Genomic DNA, 24,157 nt, shown 5'->3' on the forward strand with positions numbered 1-24,157 from the left:
ATTCTTGTTCTCAGCAACCAAAACCTTCCATTTTACGATGGTGCATTTGGAAAATTTGTGTCACATAATAATTTAATGAAGCTGTCGCTATTTATCTTGAATTAAAAGTATTGCAATATAGGATAGGTTCGCGATTCAATCATAAAAAAATTATTACTTATACTGGAGGAACCTCTAGAAGATGAACCCACAACTGTTACAGGATTTTCCGTTCTTTGAACATCTTGATGATGAATATTTAGCTGAAATTACTAAGGTATGTGGCGAGCGTACTTATATAAAAGGAGAGTCCATCTTTTTTGAGGGTGAAGAGGGAGAGGAGCTCTATCTGGTTCTATCTGGAGTTGTTCAAATCTATCAAGATAACCACTCTAGGGATGTAGTACTCTCTATTTTAGAGTAGGTGATTTCTTTGGAGAGATGGCTTTGTTGCAAAATGAAAGAGCGCGCTCTGCTTCTGCAAGGACCATTGAGAAGTCTACCTTATGTATTTTGAAAAAACGCGATTCATTACTTTACTAAAAAGTAATCCGGAAATACTAATCGGCATTTTGGAAACAGCATTAGATCGTCTGCGTGATGCCAATAAATTAATAACAAACTTAACCGTTATCGACGTGCGTACGCGTATTGCTCGCGTGTTGTTGCGTCTAACAGAACAGCACGGAGTGCCCTCTGATGAAGGTGTTCTAATCGATTTGAAATTAACGCATCAACACCTGGCGGATATGACAGGAACGGCGCGTGAGACCGTGAAAAAATCATTGCTTGGATTACAGGATGAGCAGTTGATACGTATTGATTAGAGGAAATACATTATGATGCGGCTCCATAGGTAGTAAAAGAAAAGACACCTTGAAGGGTGTCTTTTTACGTTATTGCAGCTTAAAAAGAAGATTCCAACAGTATTCCCGACTTTAATGAAAGTTCCCGGTTTCATTTTCCGTGAATTTGCCGTCGCTGTCATGCTGAGATTGCTTGCGGCGATCATTACGGGCTTGTTGCTGCTGTTGGGCTTCCAGGCTGTTTACGGGCGTGGCTTCCAAATCTTTTACAGTGTTGATCAGATTCTTGTCTGGTTTATTTGCGCTCAATTGAAAATTCCTCCTTGTTTACCTAATGGTTGTGAATTTTATTATGTGCTGGCTACTGTGTGGCTATTCGTGTTGTATGATCACAATCCATTCGCTGTCCTATAATCATTAGCTCAGAACACGGTTAGATATGGGAGATATGAGTAAATGATTGTTTCGGAACCTTTTTTAGTTTTGATATGTTGAACGTGTTCTGGTTCCAGAATTTGTATTATTTTCGAAGGGATACAGGGGCTAGATGCAGGATCTCTTTCTAAATATTTAGGAGGTGAAAAGAGAAACTTCATTTTTTGCAAGCGGTTACAATAATATCTGCAACAAATTAAAATCGGGAGGAAATAAAATGAAAAAAAGAGTTGCAAAGGTAACCAGTATTGTTGTGTTGTTTTCTCTTGCTCTTTCTTTAATAGTAGGTGGATGGACAAATACGGTGGTGCATGCTGCTGGTCTTGCGGTAACAGGCAGTGGAGGCTGGAATGAAACGGCATATGCGGAATGGTCACCTGTAAGCAATGCGACAGGGTATAACGTTTATGTTAAATTGGCAAGTGCAGCGGATTCTGGGTATCAACAAATTAATAATGAGTTAATCCGCAAATATTCTTCCTACTGGAGAGCAGATGCTGTTGGGCTTGCAGCCGGTAATTATGTGATGAAAGTTGAAGCTACCTTGTCAGGGGGTGGGACGGTAAGTGCGGTTTCAAATCCACTATCCGTAACGTCATATGACCGCTCAGGATTTGCTTTTTCGACTAGTTCGCAATATGGTACAGGATCAGGGGCTTATAATGAGAATGGAACCCTCAAGAATGGTGCTCAAGTGCTGTATATAACCTCTCAGAATGCGCAAACCGTAACCCTTGGTGTGAAAATCAACAGCTCCGGCGCTGTACAAACAGGGGTTGGCCTGGGTGGTATTCTGACACTGAGACAAAAAGGTTATGATACAACTCCACTTGCGTTCCGAATTATCGGAAAAGTTACAGCTGCTGATCTGAGTGGACAGCTTAACAGCAGTGGGTATCTTGAAGTCAAAGGTAAAAACAATTATTCGGAAATGAATATTACTATTGAAGGTATCGGGAATGATGCTTACGCGTACGGTTGGGGAATGCTTCTAAGATATGTAGGTAATGTGGAAGTAAGAAACCTGGGTGTAATGTTATTCCCTGACGATGGCATTTCAATGGATTCCGGCAATATGAATGTCTGGGTGCATAATAATGATATTTTTTATGGAGCTGCTGGAGGCGATGCAGACCAAGCCAAGGGCGACGGTTCCACAGACCTTAAAAATGGATCCAACTATATTACAATCTCTTACAACCATTACTGGGATTCCGGAAAATCCTCGCTAGTTGGTTTGAGTGAGCCGGCTGAATTTTTTGTTACCTTCCACCACAACTGGTTTGACCATTCGGACTCCCGTCATCCGCGGATTAGAGTGGCTTCCGTCCATATCTATAACAACTTTTTCGATGGTATCTCCAAATACGGTGTGGGTGTAACTACAGGTGCTTCAGCTTTTGTAGAATCTAATTATTTTAGACATGCTAAGTTTCCAATGATGATCTCCTTACAAGGTACAGATGCTTTAGGGGAGGGCACGTTCTCAGGCGAAAATGGAGGTGTGATTAAAGCCTATAACAATCTTATTGTTGAGGCTTCAAGTCTCATCTATGCGAATTCAAACACAGGGACAGCTCCTGCTAATGTTACCTCATTTGATGCTTACTTAGCTTCGTCCAGAAATGAAACCGTCCCAAGCTCATACAAAGCACTAAAAGGCGGAACAGCCTATAATAACTTCGACACGAGCGTAAATACAGGAGTGAACGTATCTAATATTGATAACGTAAGCAATGTTGAACAGATTGTTATGGCAAAAGCCGGACGTCTGAATGGCGGAGACTTCACATGGCAATTTAATGATTCAGTGGATGACGTTTCGTATGCGCTGAATACAGCGCTGATGTCTGCAATCAGAGGCTACACAACGGGACTTGTCTCTGTAGGGGGGAATTCAAACCCAACGAACCCGACTCCGACTCCCTCAGTAACACCTACGCCAACAGTAACACCTACGCCAACAGTAACTCCTGTGCCAACAGCGACCCCAGCTCCAACAGCAACTCCTGTACCAACGGCGACTCCAGCACCGACGACAACGCCAGTGCCGACAGCGGGAGCAACCGTTCACAACTTTACTACGGATGGAACAACAAGCAGCTTCTTCAATATCCAAGGCAATCTCTCAACAAGTAAGGGAACTGTGGCATATCAGGGTTTAACCCTATCCCAATGTATAAAAATTGAGAGTGCAACCAGCATTCAATTCACTTCTGCTAAAGCTTCAGCGCTAACCCTAGTGTTCAACACAGAGGGAACGAAAATCAAAGTGGATGGAACAAGTTACCCTATAACCAATGGCATTGCCACTGTCTCTCTGGCCGCAGGTGCGCATAACATTACAAAAGATAGTACGGCGAATCTGTATTATATGAAGCTGGAATAGGGAACTGACCGCCTCTACTTTAATATGGAGTATCAGAAAAGCGACCTGTAGGGGTCGCTTTTCTTTGCTTTTTCTTATGGTCTTATTACTTGAGTTATTGGTATCAATTTTGTGTTGATTTGATTAATCTTTATCATCAACCAAATCAATAATCTCACGAATATCCTCAATATTTAAAGCTTCTGCAATTTTGCTTATATGACTAAAGTTAATATTCTCCCTTTTTCCATTAGCTAACTCACTTAATGCAGCATGTCGGACATCGGATATTCTGGACAATTCTCGTAGGGAAATCTTATGTTTTTTGGTCAATTCTGATATTTTTACTATAACTCTCTTTCCCACTTCTAATCCCCTCACTAACTCTGAGTTTTCATCTTGACTATACGCATAAGCGTAACGTATAATAATTCCATAACTGGTACGCTTATGCGTATTGAATGCGTATTTTTAATTCTCACCAAAAAAATGTATCTCATATGAGAAGTTGAGGATAAGTGGTGGATATGAGCCTTTATTTAATTCGTATCACTAGAAGCAAACTATAATGAAAATAAATCTCCTCAAATATCTAAAAATGGAGGCTCCTATGCCCAACATTCTCGAATCTCTATACCACGGCAGCTTATTTCCCAGCGTGGATTTCATCTCCAAGGATCCCAGCTACCGTCCGATTAATAGGCAAATCACTGAATCATTAGAAATTTGGAAGCAGAAGCTGTCCGAAGGGGATTTTGATGAGCTGGAGTCTTTATTGGAACTGTATTCTCAAGCCCAGGGGATGGAGATGACTGCTGCATTTGTGTGTGGATTCAAGACCGGAGCGGCAATGATGATTGAAATCTTAGTTGATGATTAATAATAGGATAGTTTCTCTTCATAAGTAGTTTCCTCAAATACTTTCTTGGATTAGCTTTCCCCTCAAGACACCAATCAAGGTGTCTTTTTAGCCTATCAATAAGACTATGTCCTTCCTATGAAGGAATATCCTTACATTCTACCGAATTCCCTACATATTAATTCTAAATACGCGAACACAGAAGGAATAGCCATGGACGAAGAAAGATACCTGATTATTGTTAAAAACAAAGACCGCACCTCAGAAATCGCATCATATGAACAGTTGGGCGTAAACATAAGGTTGATTTATCGTAGTTCTAATAAACCCTATTATTACAATGCAAGTGATGTAATGATTCTAGACAAGCCCGTTATTACAGCAATCACCAAAGAGCAAGTGGTGTTTCATCGGGATAACCCTCTTAGCAATGTTATGCGAGTGCTGGATTTCGGATCTCGGATTCGTGTGTTTTTTAAGGATGGAACCAATCGGGTGTATGAAGCCGTGCATGTTCGAATCGAGAGCAGCGGAGTGAAGAGCTCAGATGCGTTGAAGGTCATGGAGTATTGGCGTGCCATTTCAGGGCATATTGAGGGCGGAGAAGATCAGCCGGAGATGGACGCTTTTTTAAAAAAGGAATTTGCCAAGCTCAGTTTTGTACACCCAGAAAGTGTATTGAGTCACTATGTTAATGGGTCTCCGGTGAGCGAGGATGTCACTGTTGAATTACAGCCGATCTTCCCATTCAGGTATAACCTTAGCCAAAAGACGGCCCTGGATCATGCCTTACGAAGTAAGATCAGTATCATTGAAGGCCCTCCAGGTACAGGCAAAACCCAGACCATTCTCAATATATTGGCCAACCTGGCTGTGATGCAAGAGAAGAAGGTGGCTGTGGTCTCAGGCAACAATGCGGCGGTGCAGAATGTGCGCGATAAGCTGGAGGCGGAGGGTTATCCCTTTTTGGTTGCGGGGCTTGGCAATAATGAGAATAAAGAAAATTTCTTTGCGAATCTGCCTGTCGCCGAGGTCTCTGGCTGGGAAAGCGAGTTGCCTGAGGCGGAGCTACTATCCAAGATACAGGAGCTGGATGGTCGTATTAATCGGCTGATGGTACTGGATATGGAGAAGGCGCGTTTGAAGCAACAGCTGTCGGCGTATGTGCTGGAGCAGAAGCATTTTGAGAACTACTACACCAAGCAGAATATAGAGCCATTAGAGAAGTTGTCATTCTATCATGAGACGCCTGAGCGGATGCTTGAGTTCATGAAGGATAGCCACCTTGCGGTGAGAAAAGGTAAAGAGAATGGTCTTTTGTACAAGTTCAAGCTTTTTGTCAAACATGGGTTCACGGAGCTTAAATATTTGAAGGAACAGGGGGCAGATGTGATTCTGAATGTTCAGCGGAAGTTCTATATTCTGCGGATTGAAGAGCTATCGGGTCGTATTGTAAGGATTGAACAAGAGCTGCAGTCTGCGTCCTATCAGCCTTTACTGAAGGAACACCAGCAGTGTTCCGTTCAGCTTTTCCAACATAAGTTGTATGAGAAATATCGTAATCTCCCTCGGTTGAAATGTAATGCAAAAGATTATCGGCAGAGCAAAAACTTTAAGTCATTCATCGAATATTATCCGATTGTCCTAAGCACGACTCATTCTTTGCGTAATTGCGTGCCGGCCAATGATCTGTTTGACTACGTTATTATTGACGAGTCTTCTCAGGTAGATCTGGTGACAGGCGCACTTGCGCTATCCTGTTGCAAACGTGCGATCATTGTTGGGGATACCAAACAGCTGCCGCAAATTGTGAGTATGGAGATTGAGAAGAAGGTTGGATGTGCTGCATCCGCTAACATCGACGAAGCTTATAATTATTTCCAACACAATCTACTGTCATCCATGCTTGCCCTATATGGAGATGATATTCCCAAAGTGATGCTTAAAGAGCACTATCGGTGCCATCCCAAAATCATTCAGTTTTGCAATCAAAAGTACTATAATGGCGATTTAATTACTTTTACGACTGAAGAGGATACAGAAGTTCCACTGCTGATTTACAGGACTGCGCCGGGTAATCACTTGCGAGAAGTAACCATTGGTGAGAAGAAAGGGAAGTTCAACCAGCGGGAGCTGGATGTCATTGAAGGGGAGATCCTTGCGGGTTGGGAGGAAGTAGCGGCTGGTCAATCGGATATTGGCTTCGTCACACCTTACCGCAAGCAGGTAGAGAAAGCAGCAGGACAGTTTGTCGATGATATCGAGAGTGACACGATACATAAATATCAAGGCCGGGAGAAGTCTATTATGATTATGTCTACAGTGTTGGATCAGACACGCTCTGGCAAAATAGGTATGAAATTTGTGAATGATCCCTGTAAGGTTAATGTGGCCGTATCCCGTGCGCAGAAGAAGTTTATTCTGATAACGGATCATGCCCTATTTCGGAAATATGGTAATGAAATTGGGGATCTCACACGGTATATGGAGTATAGCACGCTGGATGAGAACGTGGTGGACAGTGAGATAGTATCCATATTTGATCTGTTGTATCAGGAGTATTCGGGTAAGCTTCGGGCATTTAGAGAACGGGCTAAGAGAGTTAATGTATCTAAATTCAAATCGGAAAATCTGATGCAGGCACTGCTTGAGGGGCTTTTACAGGAGCCGGTTTATAGCGGATTTACACTCGGCAATCAGGTTCTTCTCAAGAATCTATTCAAGGATGTGACTAGATTGAAAGACCAGGAGCGGCGATATATCAGTAATAGAGCCTCTGTGGATTTTGTCATTTATCATAAGTTGGATCGGAAAGCGGCGCTTGCCATTGAGGTAGACGGATTTGCTTTTCATGAGAATAAACCGGAACAGAGAGAGCGGGATAAAATGAAAGATACTATTTTTAATACATATGGAATAAAGTTAAAAAGGTTCGCAACTAATGAGAGCTCAGAGGAGAGAAAGATCAGGGAGCTGCTGGATGCTATTATGCAATCAAGCTGATGTTTAATAATCACAGTACTCCGTAAGTCCACCTTTCAGTTTTTAAGAAAGCTGCTGTAAGTAAAGTAAAAGACATCTTAACCGTGTCTTTTACTTTACTATATAAGCACGTTTCAGCGCTTCAGGATAGTTGACCAGCCTATACTAATTCTCGGTTATTCCCCATACCGGTCAATCGCCATAGCTGCGGATTTCAGCATGCGCCGCTTAAGATGCTCACCCTCGACGATTTTTACGCGCAGGCCAAGAAAACGGATTTTGGACAATAGGAATTCGCTGTCGTCTCTCATGTAGATGACTTTGATTCGATAGATGCCCGAATTTTCATCAAAGGACACGGATTTATCAAAACAGGAAAAGGCGTACAGAATTCGGGACAGCTCAGCATTAAAGGTGGGAATGACTTGAATACATGCACATTCTTTCTGATCCTCTAATAATCGCGTTATTCTTGCTTTTAAGTCATCAATCCGTTTGGCAGGGAAGGGAGCTACTTCAACAGAAACAATGTTTTTTAGTTTAGTGGACATAAGAGAACGTTGCCGGGTGCTGTACCATTGCAAATACCACTCCCGCTTATACATGTTGTATTCCAGCTTATGAGGGAACCCGGTTTGGTCAGTTCGTTGGCCTCCATGCTTAATATGGAAAGTAATAAGGATCGCTTGATTCTGCATGATTATACGGCGGAGTGTACGAAGCATTGGGTGATAGACCTGCCGCTCTTTGCTTTTTGCTTTCTCCATAATAATTCCCTGCACTTCTGTGGACGCTTCTGCCTCCAATATGGAGTTCAATTTACTTAAGGTATCCATTGTAAAAGCTGCTTCTGAGGCCGGGTGCATTAACATGTTTTTCAGCCAGGAACGTTCCTGGGAGGTCAGCGCTAATGAACCCACTTCGTCGAGGCGTGAAATGATTTGGAAGTTAAATATTTTCTCAAATGGATTCATAATAGCTGTGAATCTCCTTCCACTCCGCGATAAATTGCTTACGCAGCCAAGGGGGTTCTAATACCTCGCAGCTCGAACCAAAGCTTCGTAACCACGGCTTAATTTCATAAATACCATTCACTGTGATCTCATAAAGGAATGTAGAATCGGACTCTTCCGTAATTACTCCCCACTGTCCCTGCGCTTCAACCCGCTCCCGAATAAAATTAACACCAGAGCGATTGGGGTTATAAAATCTCGCCACCATTTTAATTGCACGGGTGGTATCTATAACCCAGCTGTTTGTCATCTGCTCTTCCAGATTGCTGAGTTTCTGAGCAAACTCTGATTCTTCCACAGTGTCGCCCTCCTCAATTTGAGTAAGGCCCTCCATTCGGAATTTCATGATGCCCATACGTGAATTATGTCCGATTAAATACCAGCGCCCATATTGATGGTCATAGATGACGCGGAGGGGAAGAACGGTTTCTGTGACGCCCCTTGTTTCCCGCTCAAAGAGAGGATTGGTATTCTGAGAGGCGTAGTTTTTGCCCTTTTTAGGGGATAGATATAGAAACTTAATTTTTTTTCGCTGCTGAATCGCTGCAAAAATTGTGTATAGGTGTGCCTCGTCAAGAATACGTGAATGATAATTATACTTGTATCTATGGGTTTCCGTAGCTTCGGGGTTATAACCCCGCTTCCGCAGGACCTTTTTTAAGGTGTCGCGCAGCAGGTAACCTTGCACCGACGGAGTCTGCGTGTTGGCGATGACATCAACATAGTCGTAAAGATCCAAGAGCTGATCGCCCGATAATTGATCAATCAGATCGTTAGCAGCCTTGTATCGATAAGGACGGCCCTCATTTACACGAAGAATAACGCCAACTTCCTCAAGATATTTCAGATCTCCACGGATGGTCTTCTCATCGGGCATTGGACAATCGGTTGGCATTTGCTCACTGCAGACATCCTGTAGATCTTTAGCCGTTAGCTCCTGAGTCTGAAGCGCAGTTAATAGTAGAGTAAGCCGGATGCTCTCCGTTTCCTTAAGCGACTTCGCCCGGAACAAGAACAGGAGCAGCGGGTCGGCAGATTCATAATAGTTATAGCGGAGCCACTCAGAGAGTTCCGTTCCTTGTTCTGTAGGCAGGTCTTGTTGTAAGACGGTTACCATGCCCTTCAGGTTGCGCAGCGTTTTGTCATAGGTATGTACAGAAATGCCGAGACGATCGGCGAATTGTTGTCTGCTGTAAGCTCCCCCCGCTAAAGAGAGCATGCGAAGAAATTGAATCTCCTTGTCAAAACTTTCCCGGGCCATTTGTATCCCTCCAGCCTGTAGCGAATCCATTAGAAATAGTAGTACTTATTATATTAAGCACCAGAGTTGAATAAAATGGAAGTATTTTTGGCCGCCGCCATACTTCCGCCCTGTTCGTTACAGGGAAGATGAGCGAAGATAGATCCATGAAGCCGAAGCAATTCTGAAGAGGCGTTCGAATAGTATCAATGGTAGAGAATAGGGAAGTAACCGATCTGGAGGGATGAAGATGGATCCTATAAACAAGCTTATCTGTGAGCAGCTGGAACAGATTGAATATGAGGAGCAAGTTACAATATTGTATGCCTGCGAATCAGGTAGCCGGGCCTGGGGATTCCCATCGCATGACAGTGATTATGATGTGAGATTTATTTATCTGCATAAACCGGAATGGTATCTATCTATTTTTGATAAGCGGGATGTGATCGAGCGTCCTATTAACAATATGCTTGATATCAATGGCTGGGATTTGCGGAAAGCACTGAATTTATTCCGGAAGTCAAATCCACCGCTGCTGGAGTGGCTGCAATCACCCATTCAATATGCAGAAAAGTACAGTATAGCAGAGAAGCTTAGAAGCATCTCCCCGTACACATTTTCGCGGAAGTCTTGTATGTACCATTATTTAAACATGGCAAGAGGGAACTACCGTGATTATCTGCAAGGCGAACAGGTCAAGATCAAAAAGTACTTTTATGTGCTTCGTCCCGTTCTAGCTTGTGAGTGGACTCACCGATATGGAGAGATGCCGCCGATGGAGTTCGATGTACTGGTAGAGCGGCTTATTCCGAAGGATGAAGAGCTGTGGCAGGTGATTCAGCAATTGCTGGCACGAAAAAAATCCGGTGAAGAACTAGACTACGGACCGCAGCTAACCGTGATTAACGATTATTTAGAAGAACAGTTCCAAGTGTTGGATAAGGTGGCGGCGTCCTTGAATGCTAAGGAGAACAACAGAGATCATCAGCTGGATGCTCTATTTCGAGAAGCTTTACAGGAAGTATGGGGACGGGCCCTATAGAAAGATTGATAGGAGGAAGATGGTAGTGGCTATTGTACAACTGAAATCTACGAATCCAAACTTCACTTTTTTAATTAAAAAAAATCCAGTGACAGGTATGCAGCTTCGTCCGGTTCGTCAGGGATTGGCTTATGGTTGGTATTCTGATGAGGCAACTTATAACGTTTATTTTAAGGATGCAGATAACGATATATCCTACAAGCAGAACGGAAGCGAGAGCTTTGAGTATTTAAATGTCTCCCGGTTTAATACACCTCTATTTCCGCTTAATGCGGTCAATGAGTTTTTCTCTACACCCTTCAAAGCCCAGGATGAACGGGATGCGGAAGGATATGAGCATTCTTTTTTCATTAATATGGTTCAGGTTGAGCGGATACACTATATTGAATTTTTCCAAAAGCATTTAAAGGGATATACCTTCTCCTTGCAGCATCAGGCACATAAGAGCTATTCGCTGACGATTACCACACATAAAAGCTTGTATCACCTCTTGCATGTTGTTGGTGTGCTGTCCTTGTTCTTATCCATATTTGGGGATGAGTACATAGATATTTCGGATGCTATCTTGGATAAATATATCCGCAGCCTTAACGTCATTGATGCACCCTTTTATATAAGAAGTCTATTTGCAAGGAATTTCCTTACCTCGAAGGAACGGTTCAAGCGATATAAAGCCTCCATCGAACAAACGGACCAGTATTCTATTGGGCTGGAGTATGGCGGTACTGCGATGCAGCGGCGTACTTTTATTTCGAGTGTGCTTCCATTCAATAAGCCGATTCTGGACATCGGTTGCGGAGAAGGTTTCTATGCAATTCCGTTTGCCGGGAAAATAGAGAGTACCTATTATGCGGTAGATATAGCTGAGGAGCTGCTGGAGGTTGTGAATCGGAAAGCGAAAGCTAAGGACATTGATAACATTGCAACCTTTGGCTCACTGGACCATTTTCTGGAGTCGTACAACGGGGAGCAGGTTGATGTGATTCTAACAGAAGTTGTAGAGCACATGAGTGAGGGTGAGGCAGCAGAGCTTATTCAGCAAATAATCGGTAATGTGAATTTTCAACAGCTTATTGTGACCACACCGAATGCTGATTTCAATCGTTATTATGAGCTGGAAGGATTCCGGCATGAGGATCACAAGTGGGAAATGGGACAGGAAGCGTTCGGGCAATGGGTTTTGGATACGGTTCAAGGTTTAGCAGTCGAGGTGGAATATTTGATGGTTGGTGACCGGGTTGGCGAGATCCGTACGACGCAATGCGCTATTGTGCGAAGAAAGGAGGAATAGACAGTGGAAATTCAAACGCGTGTACATACCATATTTCTGCTTGTAGGAGCAACGGAATGCGGGAAATCAACTTTTGCTAAAGAAGTTCTGATCCCGCAGTTAAAACTAGAGGATGCCTCCAAAGGTTTACGTACGAATGTGCAGTATTTATCCTCGGATAGTATCCGTCAGGAGATATTGGGCTACGACTATGATAAGTATGATCAAGTTATGCTGGAGGCGAGTTCGCATACCTTTCAATTATTGTTTGAGAGATTGAAGTTAGTCACCTCTTTTCCGATTAATGCGGAGTTTGTGGTGATGGATACCATTGGGCTATCCGAAGATTATCGTAGTAAAGTCCGTGAGATCGCCGGGCAAAATAATTACAATCTGGAGGTTATTCTGTTTGATTACCGCAAACGGGAGGATTACTACGCCTCAGAGCGCTCGAAGAAGCTGATCTCCAATCATTTAAACCGGCTCAGAAAAGAAGTCTTGCCTGTTCTGTCACGGGAAGGTTACAACAAGATTCATAAAGTGCGTGCTAAAGATTTTATTCTCGAGGGTGAAGGGATACCTAATCCGGACTACCGGGTGATTATACAGGATTGGGATACTTACGCATCTACGGTACTTCTACAAGCACAAGAGTATATTGTGGTTGGGGATGTTCATGAGTGTGTCGAAGAGCTTCAGGGACTATTACGTAATTACGGCTATCGGGAGCACGAAGGTAAGTTAAGTGCAACAGATAAGCTCAGTAACACACGAGTCATTCTTGCTGGTGACTGGATTGATAAGGGTAAAAAGACGCGGGAGACGATTGAGTTCTTATTTGATAACCGCGAGCATTTCCTATTTGTTATGGGCAATCACGAGAACTTTGTATACAAGTACGTAAAGGGGGAGATTCAAGGAACCGATCCGGAACTGCTAAGAACGTACTTTGATTCCACCCAAGTGCTTAAGGAGGATCCCGCGCTTTTTAGTAAATTTTCGGCTTTAGTGGAGCAATCCCAGCCCTTTTACCGCTATATCGGTATGCAAGGTCCTTCTTTTTATGTTACCCATGCTCCTTGCCGTAATAAGTACATTGGTAAGCTGGATACGAATTCACTACGCCATCAGCGTAACTTTCGGCTGGATCGTGAGGTTTCCTTTGAGGAACAGCTTGATTTCCTAAAGCAAGAGGCTGTGAGTAATCACCCCTTTCATCTCTTCGGACATATTGCAGCCAAGCAGACTTTTCGGATCAAAAACAAACTCCACCTTGACACAGGGAGTGCGCAGGGTAATGAACTAACTTCTGTTCGCATGTCGTTTAAACCTTTCTATAAAAGTCAAAAATCGCATGTGACTACGGTGCACGAAGAGCTACCTATCCTGTTCCGGGAAAAGCAAACCGTATCCTTGCTGGAGCTTGATTACGAGTCTGTGCGCAGACTGCAGTATTCCTCGCAGAACCGGGTCAACTTCATCTCCGGGACGATGTCACCTGCGGATAAGGATGTGGCTGCCGGTGAGCTTGAGTCTCTGCGAAAAGGGTTGGATTATTTTGCCGAACGTCGTATTTCAGAAGTCGTTCTGCAGCCTAAATATATGGGATCACGCTGTAGTTTGTACCTTTATCGGAACTTAGAGCAGTGTTACGCAATTAGCCGGAACGGCTATAAGGTTCAGGCGGTCGATCTGACGCCTATCTACGAACAGCTGCTTCATAAATTCGGAACCTATATGGCTGAGCAGGGGATCCGTGTGCTTTTACTGGATGGCGAGCTGCTGCCTTGGAAAGCGCTTGGGGATGGGTTAATTGAGCGTCAGTTCCAGCCAATTGGCAAAGCGCTGGAGACAGAGCTGGATTTCTTAAGACAATATGGATTTGAGGAGTCACTGGGTAAACTGATACAGGATTTTGAAGTAAGCGGGTTTGAACAAGACCAGCACCATATGTCGAAAGAGACGCTTAACAATAACTATGGGTCTCATGTTTACCAGACTTTTAAGCATGTCCGTGACATAAGAGAATCGTATGTAGATCTTGACCAGCGTGACGAAGCCTACCGAGTATACAAGCAGCAACTGGAGCTGTATGCGGGTGATGCGGAATTAACATACAAACCTTTTGCAATCCTGAAGGAAGTGCTGGAGAATGGCGCTGAACGGGTACCTGACGGCAAAACCTCCGAATTATACAGGTTCTTAAACGAGGATGAATTTCTGGTTCTGGACTTGAAAGAGCCTGATGCTTACATCAGAGCAGAGGAGTATTTCGCAAAGATAACGGTAGAGAAACATATGGAGGGAATTGTAATCAAACCGGAGCAAGAACAGCAGGGGGTAGTCCCATACATGAAGGTCCGCAATCCGGGCTACCTGTCGATCATCTACGGGTACGACTACAAGTTTCCACATAAGTATGCCAAGCTGATGAAGCAGAAGAATATCGCTCCTAAGCTTCGTACGTCCTTAATCGAACACCGGCTGGGCAGACAAATGCTAGAAGTGAAGCTGGATGAGATCTCGTCTGACAACGAGGACTACAAGCAAATTGCAGCAAACTTGTTATTCGAGGTAACGAAAGAGAAAGAGATCGACCCGAGGTTGTAGAGGATTGTTACAGGCGAAGAAACTTGGTTTGCCAATTATGAGAATGAGTTCAGGCTGTCGGGAAGGTCCCGGCAGTCTTTTTTTCGTTCGGGGAGGAAGCGGAAACAGCTATCTTGCAACAAACAGACAAATTAATGCAAGAAAACGTAAGATAGTGGTCATAGGCCTTTTTTGATAATAATATGAAACCTGAGAGGAGGCAGCACAACTTGGAAATCATTTTTGAAGAGGACATAGAAATGGACCGGGGTACTACGAAAGTAACAACCCACCCGGCTGAAAAGGAACATTGGGCAAATATCGAAGTAGCCATTCAAACATCGGAGAAACGGATCATGGTCATCAACGCCAAAAATGATCGCAATGTCTCGATTGTATCCAGCTCAATCGCGGTCATAGAGCCGGAAGGCCGTATGTGCAGTGTACGTGTAATTACGGGAGAAATGTTTCTTCTTAATACACGATTGAAATTTGTTGAAGAAGTTCTGAATTCACCTCAGTTTATAAAAATTAATAATCAGACCATAATCAACACCAGCTACATAAAAGAGTTCTCAGCAACGGATAATGCGAGAATAAAAGTGATTCTGACGAATGGTTCTTGTTATTTTGTCAGCCGCTATTATATTAAAAATTTCAGGAGGAACTATCATGGTTAATCAATTAAAAAATTCATTTTTTCAGGTGTTTACTTTAACTTCTTTATGGATAACGCTACTGTTAACTGTGTTTTTCAAGGATCAATCTATTGATATGTTATATCTATGGCGTATTGCAGGTATCGCCATTATTTCCGCGGGGATATTCGGAGTGATGTACAATGTGTTGTGGAACTATTTCACGTTAAGACCGCTTTGGAATATTCTGATTTCTTCGACCTTCAGTATATTTGGCGGAATGGGAATGGTGTGGTTATTCTCAAAAGAAATGTTCAACTTCATAAGCCCCTGGTTGCCTGGAATGTTGTTGTTATCGGTTATACTGCACACTATAGCTTTCTATTTCTACGCCAGAATTAATAGCAGGAAACAAGCTGAGGAGTTAAATAAAATTTTGAAATAACCTCGTTCTAATTGTAAAAACAGGAGGACGCACCTTATCGGTCCGTCCTCCTATCTATTCCTCATAAATACGCTTTAACCCATAATAACGAGCACGTTGTTTTCTGGCGCCATTTTGGCGACGGGGATCAGGTTGCCTTGAATTTCTTCACCGTTAATAACGATATGGGTAACCCCTTTTTGTACACCTTTCTTGTTCTCCACCTGGATGTTCAGCTTCTTCCCACGGAATTCCCGGACCATGGAAAAGTCTGTCCAGTCGGAAGGAACACACGGGTTGAGGCGAAGGCCATCAAATTGCGGTTGAACCCCCATAATACCTTCCGCCAAGGAGACCATTACGGTTGAAGCGGTGCCGGTCAGCCAGTGGACATGGGCCCGGCCTTGATATGGGCTGTCCTTGGACTCGACAAACTGGCCATGTACATAAGGCTCGAGTTTGCGGATTTCGGCCTTATCGTTCATGCTGGCCGGACTGCAATTCAGGAAGTATTCGAACGCGCGCCGACCGTTGCCAATCATGGTTTCCGCCAGAATGAGCCATCCCTGCGGCTGGCTGAAGATGCCGCCGTTTTCCTTAGTTGAGGCGTTGAAAAGAGCCATCAACGCTACTGGCAAACCGTATTCACGGAACGGTGGGTAGAATAACATAGTGCCGTAATCGGTCCGCAGATTCTCATACACTTTGTCCATGGAGAGCTTCGCCTGATCCGGGCGGGCTGCACCGCTTAATACGGCCCAGCTTTGCGGATTAAGCCAGATTTTGGCCTCATCATTCTCCCAGGAGCCGATGGTATAGTTGTCTTCTGTAAATCCGCGGACGAATTGATCGTTCTCCCAAGCGTGCTTTTGAATGTTATCGTCCAGCTCATCAAGCAGGCCCTGCGCCCATTGAATGTCTTCAGGCTTGTTCTTATTTTGTGCAATTTCCATGAACACCTTGAATGCCATATACAGCTGGAATGCGACGAACAACGACTCGCCCTTCGCTCCAAGCCGTAGACAATCGTTCCAGTCGGCATGAAGCCCAACCGGCATGCCGTGTGCGCCCATACGATCCAGACTGAACTGAAGCGCCTGGCGCAAATGCTCGTACACAGTGCCCTCACCTTTATCCGAATAAGGGATTATTTCATCTGTAAAATCCCAGTTGCCACTTTCATTCAAGTATTTAATGACGGTTGGGAACAGCCATAAAGCGTCATCGGCCCGATAATGGGGATGACCAGTTTCCCGTACATATTCCGGATCATCCGGTGTGCCCTCATGCCCAGGATTGTGGTCAAATTTCACCAACGGAAGTCCACCGCCGTTGGAAACCTGGGCGGATATCATCAGTCTAAGACGTTCAAGGGCCATCTCATGATCCAGATGAATGATGCCTTGAATATCCTGCACCGTATCCCGATAGCCCAGTCCATTACGAAGACCGGAGTATTGGAAAGAGGCTGCTCGTGACCAGATGAAAGTGATAAAGCATTGATATGCATTCCAAGTGTTGATCATGTTGTTCAGGTTATCGCTTGGTGTCTGGACCTGGAAGCGGTTAAGCTTGCTGTGCCAGAATGCTTTTAACTCTTCGAGTTCTTTATCTACCACGGACAAGTCTTTATAATGGCTGAGAATCTCGGAAGCGCCTTTCTCATCATACTGTCCCAGTAGAAATGCGATTTCTTTCTCTTCTCCCGGCTGCAAATCTACGTTAATCTGCAGGGCACCGCAGGAGTTAGTATTGTAGTTTAATGAATTGGAGCATTGGCCGTTCTCGACAGAGGCTGGATTGCCATAACTGCGGTAATCGCCTAGGAACGTATCCCGGTCACCGTCATAAGCGGTAACTTCTGCACCTGCAGCGCCGAAGAATCTCCAGGTTTGTTCTTCGGGGGTGTTTTCATTGATGACTTGAAGGATCATATTATTTTTATAGTAGGTCCGTGAGATAAACAAAGTGTACTGAAGGTTGACGGTATCCTGCTCGTAGTTGTTATTGTTGGTTAATTCAACAAATCCGAAGAGAGCCAGCTTGCGTGCTTTGGAGTCATCATTGCGCACCTTCATGCGCCACACCTCGTAGGTTTTGTTCAGTGGCACATAATATAATGATTCTGTATGGATGTTATCGTAATCCGAGACGAGGTTCGTGTATCCGGTTCCATGATGGCATACGGACTTATATTGCTCCAGATCTTTACCCACAGGCTGCCAGGAGCCGGACCAATAATCCCCGTTCTCCAAATCTCTCACGTAAATATAGCGTCCGGGCTCGTCCTTAGAGTTGAAGTGGTAACGGATATGCCGCCCATTTGCGCCAGATTTTACAAAGCTATAACCGCCTGCGTTACCTGAGATGATCGCGCCATATTCCGGCGAGCCGAGGTAATTCGCCCAAGGCGCAGGCGTATTCGGCTTGGTAATGAGGTATTCCTTGTTTTTTTCATCAAAATAACCATATTGCATAACCATTCCTCCTATTAAGTGGTTAATGGGTCAATCTATAAACGCGCGTTCACAAAGGGGTGAAATATCCATGTGTAATTTTATTATAAGATACTTTTAGTAAATCGATAACCCTATATTTTAGCGAAAAAACGAACAAAAATGCTAACTTTTTTAGTGGGTGTAAAGCGAAAGACACCTTGAAAGGTGTCTTTTTTTATTTTTGCGGCATGTCTACTCCACTAAAACACCATTAACAAACGTCATAGATTTATCTTTGAATTCAAGAATAAACTTGTTTGGAAAATCCAGATCGGTATGAATCTCCGTCCCCAACATAACTTTTTTTCCTACATCATCAAAGGGATTATGAAGTAAACCTCTAGGCGTATACCTAGTTTCAGAACCGATTACATTATTATTCTCATCGCGGATAAATTTAGTTTTTCCTGAGAACACGAGGTCCTTGCCATTTTCCAAAGTTAGATGAACCTCCAAACGATCCTTTGTCTTCTGATAATCTATGACTACATCTTTAGAGGATACAGGGAAACCGATAACAAAAAATCCAATAAGGGCCGTAGCCAGTATAAGTACCGATAAGACGGAATAAATGAGAGTTTTTATATTCTTTTTTTTCACTTTTTTAAAATAATTGAGTTTGTTAACTTCCTCTTTATCAATAATAGGCACACTTAGATTTGCTGTGGCGGTCATTTCATTATAGGATTGAAGGCAGCTTTCACAGGATTGCAGGTGTTTTTCGATTTCTTCGTTACTATGTACAGAGGTTAGCTTTTCAATATAGGAAGGTAATAAATCCTGAATAATCTCGCATTTCATGAAGATCTTCCTTTCATCAATTTTTGTTTTCCACGGTAAAAGGTAACTCTTGCCCAGGTTTCATCTCTTCCAAGAATTTCGCCAATTTCCCGAAAACTGAATTCTCCGGTTAAACGCAGATATAATACTTCTTTGGTATTTGGATCAAGTAAATGAAGTTGTTTAAATAAATCCATTTTGTCCTGAGCAAAAATGAACTGGGATTCTGTTGAATTTGCGTTAGCCAAAGGAGCGTCTTCTAATTCCTCAGACTTCCGCTTGCGCTGCTTGTCCAGCTCCTGATACCACACATGTTTAGCAATTTGACAAAGCCATACGTATACTTTGCAGGTCCCATCGTATTTGTCTATCGATTTTATAGCTCTATAAAAAGTTTCTTGGGTAATTTCTTCTGCCAGCAAGTGATTATGACAAAGGCTAAATACGAATTTATATACTTGGGTTGAATATTCCCTGTATAATTGCTCGTTGTCCTGCATCCATTCACCTCCTCAAGTTATATATCCGTAAAAAGCTATAAACGTTACAAGTTTTTTTTAAAAAATTTGATTTATACAATTATCGCTTTCATCCCCGGTATGTGAGGGAATTAAGGAGGTTCAGCGTTAAGGCTGGTTTCACAGTTGGTTTTCCCTTTATAATTACATGAGAACTTATTGTACAAGTTACAAGGGGGTTCATATATGATAACAAAGGTAAACCGGCAGTTAAATGAGGGTCCTAAAATTCAAAAAGAGCAAGAGCTTGTTACCAAAATGATTCGTATATATTGTAAGAAAAAACATCATCATAAGGGGTTTTGTGAGGAATGTCAGGAATTAAATGAGTATGCGCTGAAGAGGCTAGCCTATTGTAAATTTGGTGAAGAGAAAACAGCTTGTGCCAAATGTCCTGTTCATTGTTACAAACCGGATTATCGCCAAAGAATTAAAGGGGTTATGCGTTTTTCTGGTCCGTGGATGCTGCTCTATCATCCCATTGAGTCGATTAGGCATATTCCGCTACCCAATAAATTGAGAAAATAAGTGAAAACCGGACATCATCTGATGCCCGGCTTAATGTGTTTTTAGATATCATTCTCCCAGTTTTTCAGCCTTCACCAAAATCTCTCGCAAAACCCGGGCAACCCGGCTTTTTCTTCTCTTTACTTTTACACTTATCCGTCTTAACGACTCTTGGTATACGGCGGTATCCTTGGGTTCATAGAGCTGTTTGGCGGCAATCCGTAACGTTCTTCTCATTAATATTGCTGATGAACGTGTTAACTTCGTTCGGTATCCTCTGCGCAAGACCCGTATAGTATGTTTGTACTTCTCTAAGTCTTCGTTTGGGGGAACAAGGGCGAACAGATTTAGGGAGGAGTCATTGAACCCGTAGCTTTTGAACATAATTTTTAGATTCTCAATATTTATGAGATTCCCTCTGAAGTGGGTTGGATGTTCTTGGTGAACGCCGACAACTTCTTTGATGCTGTGAAAAGGGATTTTTAATCGATGCAGTCGATACCCAAGGTCCCAATCTTCGAGTCCATAGAGGATAAACTGTTCATTAAAACCTCCAGCACGAGTTAATTGGCTGCGTCTTATGGACACACAACGTGTGACGAGTAACATCCAAGGGGCTACATCTGTGCTGGCAAATTGTTTTTTAGTATTTGGAGGAACTCTTGAGGGAAAGGTGACTTTTGATAACGTCTCCGTCTGCTGAAGGATATCATTGGGTGTGATTAATGGGATGATTTCAGTCGCTGATTCGAAGTCGGGATTCCATAAGTTAGAAGGCGAAAGTGTATTGCGGCAATGCTCTTTTTCTTCAGGAGAAAAGTCTGGGTAGTAGTGGGTATAAGCGTCATCCCATGAGTGTGGAATACCTGAAATTATGGACTTAGGATATTTACGGTGATACTGGTTTACGATCCTAATGAAGTCAGGGAATACTAGAAAATCCGCATCGCAGAAGATGACGTATTTCCCTTTTGCCTGACTCAGCCCCAGATTTCTCACGGCAGAACGGCCGCGTTGTTCCTGCTGAGCGACATAAATAAGCGGATAAGAAGTTTGAAAGCTTTCGACCATTTCCTTGGTACCATCTGTAGAACCGTCATCTGCGACGATCACCTCGAATCGATCCTTCGGATAGGTCTGTGTCTCGAATGAAGTGAGTGTAAGTAGCAGCTGCTGAAGTCGGTTATAGGTTGGAATTATGATGCTGTAACGGATAGCCAGAATGATCACCCCCACCATTTAATAAAAGCCCTTGAATAGGATAAATAATAACAATATATTCAGGGACTTTAGCCTGGTCTAGTCAAACGCCTTTAAGGATCGAAATAGGCAGTGGACAGGGGCCAATATGGGATGATCTTTAAAAAAGACAGCCCTTAAAGGAGATCTATCGATTCCTTTAGGGGCTGCTCCTTTTTATTTTCTATTTTCCACTAGGTAATAATTTATTCAATAAGATCGCTGCCAATGAAGCAGCTAGGATAGGTGAGCCTAATAAATACTGCACGAATGTAGGTAAAGAATTCAAGTAGTCACCAGGAATGAGTACCAAAGCCAAGGTGATGATCATAGGTAAGGCGATAATGTACATTTCTTTTTCGCCGATAGTTACATTCTTCATTACTTGCACACCATTAATTGCGATGATGCCACAGATGATGGCGAAGACGCCGCCGATTACAGCGGATGGAATGGAAGAGATCAAAGCGGCGAGTTTACCAGAACAACCAAAGAGGACAAACCATCCTCCTACAGCGAGGAAGACCCGGCGGCTGGCAACACCTGTAATGGAGATGATCCCTGCATTAGTTGAATAACCTGTAACAGGAGTCGAACCGAGCACAGACGCAATAAGACAGCCAATTCCTTCTCCAATTACGCCGCGGTTAATATTTTTGTCTGTCAAAGGTTTATTGATTACATTGCTGACCGCAAACCAGGTGCCTGTTGTTTCAGCCAGCAGCACGATATAAATAATAACCATGGTGATAATAGCTGAAAAGTTGAAGGAAAAGCCGAAATCAACAAAAGCGATCCGCGGCATGCTAAACCATTTAGCGTTGCTTATCGCTGAGAAATCTAAAACGCCCATAATATTAGCCGAAATACATCCGACTACTAACGCCATCATTACGGAAAGAATTCGGAAGATAGATCCTTTATTACGGAACAAAGTACCGAGAATCACAAAAATAAGCAGTGTAGCGCCTGAAATAAGGGCTAATAATACGTTTTGATTAATTGAAGCGCCGGAGGCTCCGTAGATATTATCTCTGATCGCAACAGGCAATAAAGATAGACCTACAATGAAAATGATTGTGCCGCCTACGATAGGTGGGATAAAGTTTTTGACGATTTTATTAAAAATTCCAGCATAGCCCAAAATAATAACCAGGATGGCCCCGATTAAGCTGGCACCTAACACGGAGCTCCAACCGAGCTCCCCGCCACCACTAGCCGCATAAATACTGACGATCGCACCAAGCGGAACATAAGAAGGACCTTGAGCGATAGGCAGCTTCATACAGAAATAGGTTTGCACAATCGTTGCAAGTCCTGCGGCAATAAAGGTGGATTGGATTAACGCGCTGGACTGATTGGGTTGTAAGCCGATTAACATCGCAATAAGGAATGGCACTACATAGACATCCATAGCCAATACATGTTGAAAACCGAGAATGACGGATTTACTAAATGAAACTTTTTCATCGGGTAGGACAGTTAATAGCTGTGATTCCAAATGTGCTTGCTCTTGTACGTTTGCTTGTGTTTTCACTCCGATGCCCACCTTAAGTTTTTTAGTTTAATTAATCTTTAACGCGAATGAACTTTTTCACCCTGTACCCAGACTTCACGGATATTTTCAGGCCGGGCCAGATACATTATCTTTTGAAAAATATCTTGCAAATCCTCATTCTCATCAAAGATGGGCAATTTCGCCGACGGTAATTTCGTATCAATAATTTGAACATCCCAGGTATAACCTTCTAGTAACCGGCCGATAGGTAAGCTTAAGCTTTCCCCGCCGCCAGCGGTAGCAAGATAAAAGGATTCATGGATCGTAATCCGTGATCCGGGTACTCCGCGATTTGGTGCAGACAGGGAAGGATTCACACCATCCTCCAGCATTCTTGAAGACATTACGGCTTGTCTAATGTTATCGAAGAGACTAGGTGAAAAACCTCCGGAAATATCAGAGCCTAAACCAATCTCCACGCCTTTGGCATGGAAGTCAGCGATCGGAATAACACTATTGGCAAAATACGCGTTGGATATCGGACAATGAGCAATAGCTGTTCCTGTCTCTGCAAACAAATTCACATCATCTTCATCTAAAAAATTACAATGTGCCATTACAGATTTATCACTGAGCAGACCAAAATCATGCAAGGCAAAAGCATCGTTTTTCTGGAACCGTTCTTGCACATAACCGTGCGCCCAATCACTTTCACTACAGTGCGATTGAACATACGTATCATATTTAGCGGCTAGTTCTCCCAAGCCTTGTAAAGCCTCATTAGTGCAGCTTGGAATGAACCTTGGTGTCACTACTGGATATACGCCTTGTTTAGTAGATTTAGCGAGTTCTTGTACAGCTAGTATAAATTCTTCCGTATCCACTAGTGCGGTATGGGTGTCGGAGTCGCGGTAATTCTCAGGATTTCCCTGCGGATCGTCCATAACCACTTTTCCAACGAGTCCACGTTGCCCTTTTTCCGCACATATTTTAGCCAATAATAAACTGGCCTCTTTATGCACCGTTGCAAAATAAAGTGCTGTAGTTGTTCCGTTTGCGAGCAAAGTGCCAACCACGTCATCGTAGACTTTTTTTGCAAAAGCCAGGTCCGAGAATTTAGACTCCAGTGGGAAGGTAGAAGTATTTAGCCAATCATAGAGTGGAATATCTAATGCAGTTCCAGATTGAGCCCATTGTGGCGCGTGAACATGCAGGTCGATAAAGCCGGGCAAAAAATACTGGCCTTCAGCTAATACATGAAAATTGTCCTGACCTTGATAAGCATCAAGCAAGGGTTGATAGTCGGGGTGCTTCGGTGCAACAATCATTTCTATCATCCCATCCGTGTTGATACAGAAGAGATGGTCCTTTAAAATTTGAATTTCTTTTGGGGATAGGCTAGAAAATGAAGTGCCTAGGAATATTTGCATATATTTTCTCATGATTTCCGCCTTAATGTTCGTCTTTTGGTG

General features: G+C 43.2%; 20 protein-coding genes and 1 pseudogene. 11 read left to right on the top strand and 10 right to left on the bottom strand.

Annotation, left to right across the window (positions count from 1 at the left end):
* Nucleotides 1–181 precede the first annotated feature (181 nt).
* A pseudogene (locus NYE35_RS00995) lies at nucleotides 182–522 on the top strand (cyclic nucleotide-binding domain-containing protein).
* Nucleotides 486–806 (top strand): Crp/Fnr family transcriptional regulator, encoded by a 321-nt coding sequence (locus NYE35_RS01000; protein WP_080742373.1) that lies wholly within the window; start codon nucleotides 486–488, stop codon nucleotides 804–806. Before NYE35_RS00995 ends, NYE35_RS01000 begins: the two are co-directional and overlap by 37 nt.
* 111 nt (nucleotides 807–917) lie before the next feature.
* Here NYE35_RS01000 and NYE35_RS01005 read toward each other — a convergent pair whose 3' ends face one another.
* Nucleotides 918–1,094 (bottom strand): hypothetical protein, encoded by a 177-nt coding sequence (locus NYE35_RS01005; RefSeq protein ID WP_169744731.1) that lies wholly within the window; start codon nucleotides 1,092–1,094, stop codon nucleotides 918–920.
* Nucleotides 1,095–1,437: 343 nt separating this feature from the next.
* Here NYE35_RS01005 and NYE35_RS01010 point away from each other — a divergent pair, with 343 nt between their 5' ends.
* Nucleotides 1,438–3,609 carry a pectate lyase family protein gene (locus tag NYE35_RS01010; RefSeq protein ID WP_341119895.1) on the top strand — a complete coding sequence of 724 codons (2,172 nt, stop codon included), beginning with the start codon at nucleotides 1,438–1,440 and terminating at the stop codon, nucleotides 3,607–3,609.
* 123 nt (nucleotides 3,610–3,732) lie between these two features.
* Here the strand turns inward: NYE35_RS01010 and NYE35_RS01015 are convergent, their stop codons facing one another.
* Nucleotides 3,733–3,954 carry a helix-turn-helix domain-containing protein gene (locus NYE35_RS01015; RefSeq protein WP_036687168.1) on the bottom strand — a complete coding sequence of 74 codons (222 nt, stop codon included), beginning with the start codon at nucleotides 3,952–3,954 and terminating at the stop codon, nucleotides 3,733–3,735.
* Between the two features lie 244 nt (nucleotides 3,955–4,198).
* Between NYE35_RS01015 and NYE35_RS01020 the strand changes: the two genes are divergently transcribed.
* Nucleotides 4,199–4,468 carry a DUF6809 family protein gene (locus NYE35_RS01020; protein ID WP_076274177.1) on the top strand — a complete coding sequence of 90 codons (270 nt, stop codon included), beginning with the start codon at nucleotides 4,199–4,201 and terminating at the stop codon, nucleotides 4,466–4,468.
* 192 nt (nucleotides 4,469–4,660) lie between these two features.
* Nucleotides 4,661–7,450: an AAA domain-containing protein gene (locus tag NYE35_RS01025; RefSeq protein WP_036687169.1), complete on the top strand. Its 2,790-nt coding sequence runs from the start codon at nucleotides 4,661–4,663 to the stop codon at nucleotides 7,448–7,450.
* Between the two features lie 155 nt (nucleotides 7,451–7,605).
* Here NYE35_RS01025 and NYE35_RS01030 read toward each other — a convergent pair whose 3' ends face one another.
* Nucleotides 7,606–8,403, bottom strand: coding sequence for a WYL domain-containing protein (locus NYE35_RS01030; protein ID WP_341119896.1), 798 nt, complete (start codon nucleotides 8,401–8,403; stop codon nucleotides 7,606–7,608).
* The gene (locus NYE35_RS01035) at nucleotides 8,390–9,703 is read right to left on the bottom strand and encodes a helix-turn-helix transcriptional regulator (protein WP_341119897.1); all 1,314 of its coding nucleotides are present in this window, start codon (nucleotides 9,701–9,703) and stop codon (nucleotides 8,390–8,392) included. The genes NYE35_RS01030 and NYE35_RS01035 overlap by 14 nt, the downstream gene beginning before the upstream one ends.
* Before the next feature lie 229 nt (nucleotides 9,704–9,932).
* Here NYE35_RS01035 and NYE35_RS01040 point away from each other — a divergent pair, with 229 nt between their 5' ends.
* From NYE35_RS01040 to NYE35_RS01060, 5 genes are all read left to right on the top strand, one after another.
* Nucleotides 9,933–10,724, top strand: a complete 792-nt coding sequence (locus NYE35_RS01040; protein ID WP_094902567.1) for a nucleotidyltransferase domain-containing protein — start codon at nucleotides 9,933–9,935, stop codon at nucleotides 10,722–10,724.
* Between the two features lie 25 nt (nucleotides 10,725–10,749).
* Nucleotides 10,750–12,015: a class I SAM-dependent methyltransferase gene (locus NYE35_RS01045; RefSeq protein WP_341119898.1), complete on the top strand. Its 1,266-nt coding sequence runs from the start codon at nucleotides 10,750–10,752 to the stop codon at nucleotides 12,013–12,015.
* A gap of 3 nt (nucleotides 12,016–12,018) precedes the next feature.
* Nucleotides 12,019–14,604, top strand: coding sequence for a metallophosphoesterase (locus NYE35_RS01050; RefSeq protein WP_341119899.1), 2,586 nt, complete (start codon nucleotides 12,019–12,021; stop codon nucleotides 14,602–14,604).
* 209 nt (nucleotides 14,605–14,813) lie between these two features.
* Nucleotides 14,814–15,263 carry a LytTR family DNA-binding domain-containing protein gene (locus NYE35_RS01055; protein WP_038568151.1) on the top strand — a complete coding sequence of 150 codons (450 nt, stop codon included), beginning with the start codon at nucleotides 14,814–14,816 and terminating at the stop codon, nucleotides 15,261–15,263.
* Nucleotides 15,256–15,666, top strand: coding sequence for a hypothetical protein (locus NYE35_RS01060; protein ID WP_036687183.1), 411 nt, complete (start codon nucleotides 15,256–15,258; stop codon nucleotides 15,664–15,666). The genes NYE35_RS01055 and NYE35_RS01060 overlap by 8 nt, the downstream gene beginning before the upstream one ends.
* 74 nt (nucleotides 15,667–15,740) lie before the next feature.
* Here the strand turns inward: NYE35_RS01060 and NYE35_RS01065 are convergent, their stop codons facing one another.
* From NYE35_RS01065 to NYE35_RS01075, 3 genes are all read right to left on the bottom strand, one after another.
* Nucleotides 15,741–18,122 (bottom strand): GH36-type glycosyl hydrolase domain-containing protein, encoded by a 2,382-nt coding sequence (locus tag NYE35_RS01065; RefSeq protein ID WP_339211113.1) that lies wholly within the window; start codon nucleotides 18,120–18,122, stop codon nucleotides 15,741–15,743.
* Nucleotides 18,123–18,335: 213 nt separating this feature from the next.
* The gene (locus NYE35_RS01070) at nucleotides 18,336–18,944 is read right to left on the bottom strand and encodes a zf-HC2 domain-containing protein (RefSeq protein WP_076274185.1); all 609 of its coding nucleotides are present in this window, start codon (nucleotides 18,942–18,944) and stop codon (nucleotides 18,336–18,338) included.
* A complete protein-coding gene (locus tag NYE35_RS01075; RefSeq protein ID WP_326046964.1) occupies nucleotides 18,941–19,423 on the bottom strand; it encodes an RNA polymerase sigma factor in 483 nt (160 codons plus the stop codon). The genes NYE35_RS01070 and NYE35_RS01075 overlap by 4 nt, the downstream gene beginning before the upstream one ends.
* Before the next feature lie 204 nt (nucleotides 19,424–19,627).
* Between NYE35_RS01075 and NYE35_RS01080 the strand changes: the two genes are divergently transcribed.
* Entirely contained in the window at nucleotides 19,628–19,969 is a 342-nt protein-coding gene (locus NYE35_RS01080; RefSeq protein ID WP_036687189.1) for a nitrous oxide-stimulated promoter family protein, read from the top strand.
* A gap of 48 nt (nucleotides 19,970–20,017) precedes the next feature.
* Here the strand turns inward: NYE35_RS01080 and NYE35_RS01085 are convergent, their stop codons facing one another.
* The 3 genes from NYE35_RS01085 to guaD form a co-directional block, all read right to left on the bottom strand.
* Nucleotides 20,018–21,169 (bottom strand): glycosyltransferase, encoded by a 1,152-nt coding sequence (locus tag NYE35_RS01085; protein WP_076274191.1) that lies wholly within the window; start codon nucleotides 21,167–21,169, stop codon nucleotides 20,018–20,020.
* 202 nt (nucleotides 21,170–21,371) lie between these two features.
* The gene (locus NYE35_RS01090) at nucleotides 21,372–22,724 is read right to left on the bottom strand and encodes a uracil-xanthine permease family protein (protein ID WP_036687191.1); all 1,353 of its coding nucleotides are present in this window, start codon (nucleotides 22,722–22,724) and stop codon (nucleotides 21,372–21,374) included.
* Between the two features lie 38 nt (nucleotides 22,725–22,762).
* Complete coding sequence (guaD, locus tag NYE35_RS01095) at nucleotides 22,763–24,127, bottom strand: guanine deaminase (RefSeq protein ID WP_341119900.1); 1,365 nt, start codon at nucleotides 24,125–24,127, stop codon at nucleotides 22,763–22,765.
* Nucleotides 24,128–24,157: the final 30 nt, after the last annotated feature.

It is taken from the genome of Paenibacillus sp. FSL L8-0494, from assembly GCF_038003695.1.
Taxonomy (GTDB): Bacteria; Bacillota; Bacilli; order Paenibacillales; family Paenibacillaceae; genus Paenibacillus_AQ; species Paenibacillus_AQ odorifer.

What these genes read in the sequence shown, in the direction of transcription:
- guaD (WP_341119900.1), bottom strand. Translation starts at nt 24,127, where the DNA reads ATGAGAAAATATATGCAAATATTCCTAGGCACTTCATTTTCTAGCCTA.
- NYE35_RS01065 (WP_339211113.1), bottom strand. Translation starts at nt 18,122, where the DNA reads ATGCAATATGGTTATTTTGATGAAAAAAACAAGGAATACCTCATTACC.
- NYE35_RS01020 (WP_076274177.1), top strand. Translation starts at nt 4,199, where the DNA reads ATGCCCAACATTCTCGAATCTCTATACCACGGCAGCTTATTTCCCAGC.
- NYE35_RS01030 (WP_341119896.1), bottom strand. Translation starts at nt 8,403, where the DNA reads ATGAATCCATTTGAGAAAATATTTAACTTCCAAATCATTTCACGCCTC.
- NYE35_RS01010 (WP_341119895.1), top strand. Translation starts at nt 1,438, where the DNA reads ATGAAAAAAAGAGTTGCAAAGGTAACCAGTATTGTTGTGTTGTTTTCT.
- NYE35_RS01040 (WP_094902567.1), top strand. Translation starts at nt 9,933, where the DNA reads ATGGATCCTATAAACAAGCTTATCTGTGAGCAGCTGGAACAGATTGAA.
- NYE35_RS01035 (WP_341119897.1), bottom strand. Translation starts at nt 9,703, where the DNA reads ATGGCCCGGGAAAGTTTTGACAAGGAGATTCAATTTCTTCGCATGCTC.
- NYE35_RS01080 (WP_036687189.1), top strand. Translation starts at nt 19,628, where the DNA reads ATGATAACAAAGGTAAACCGGCAGTTAAATGAGGGTCCTAAAATTCAA.
- NYE35_RS01060 (WP_036687183.1), top strand. Translation starts at nt 15,256, where the DNA reads ATGGTTAATCAATTAAAAAATTCATTTTTTCAGGTGTTTACTTTAACT.
- NYE35_RS01025 (WP_036687169.1), top strand. Translation starts at nt 4,661, where the DNA reads ATGGACGAAGAAAGATACCTGATTATTGTTAAAAACAAAGACCGCACC.
- NYE35_RS01000 (WP_080742373.1), top strand. Translation starts at nt 486, where the DNA reads ATGTATTTTGAAAAAACGCGATTCATTACTTTACTAAAAAGTAATCCG.
- NYE35_RS01075 (WP_326046964.1), bottom strand. Translation starts at nt 19,423, where the DNA reads ATGCAGGACAACGAGCAATTATACAGGGAATATTCAACCCAAGTATAT.
- NYE35_RS01070 (WP_076274185.1), bottom strand. Translation starts at nt 18,944, where the DNA reads ATGAAATGCGAGATTATTCAGGATTTATTACCTTCCTATATTGAAAAG.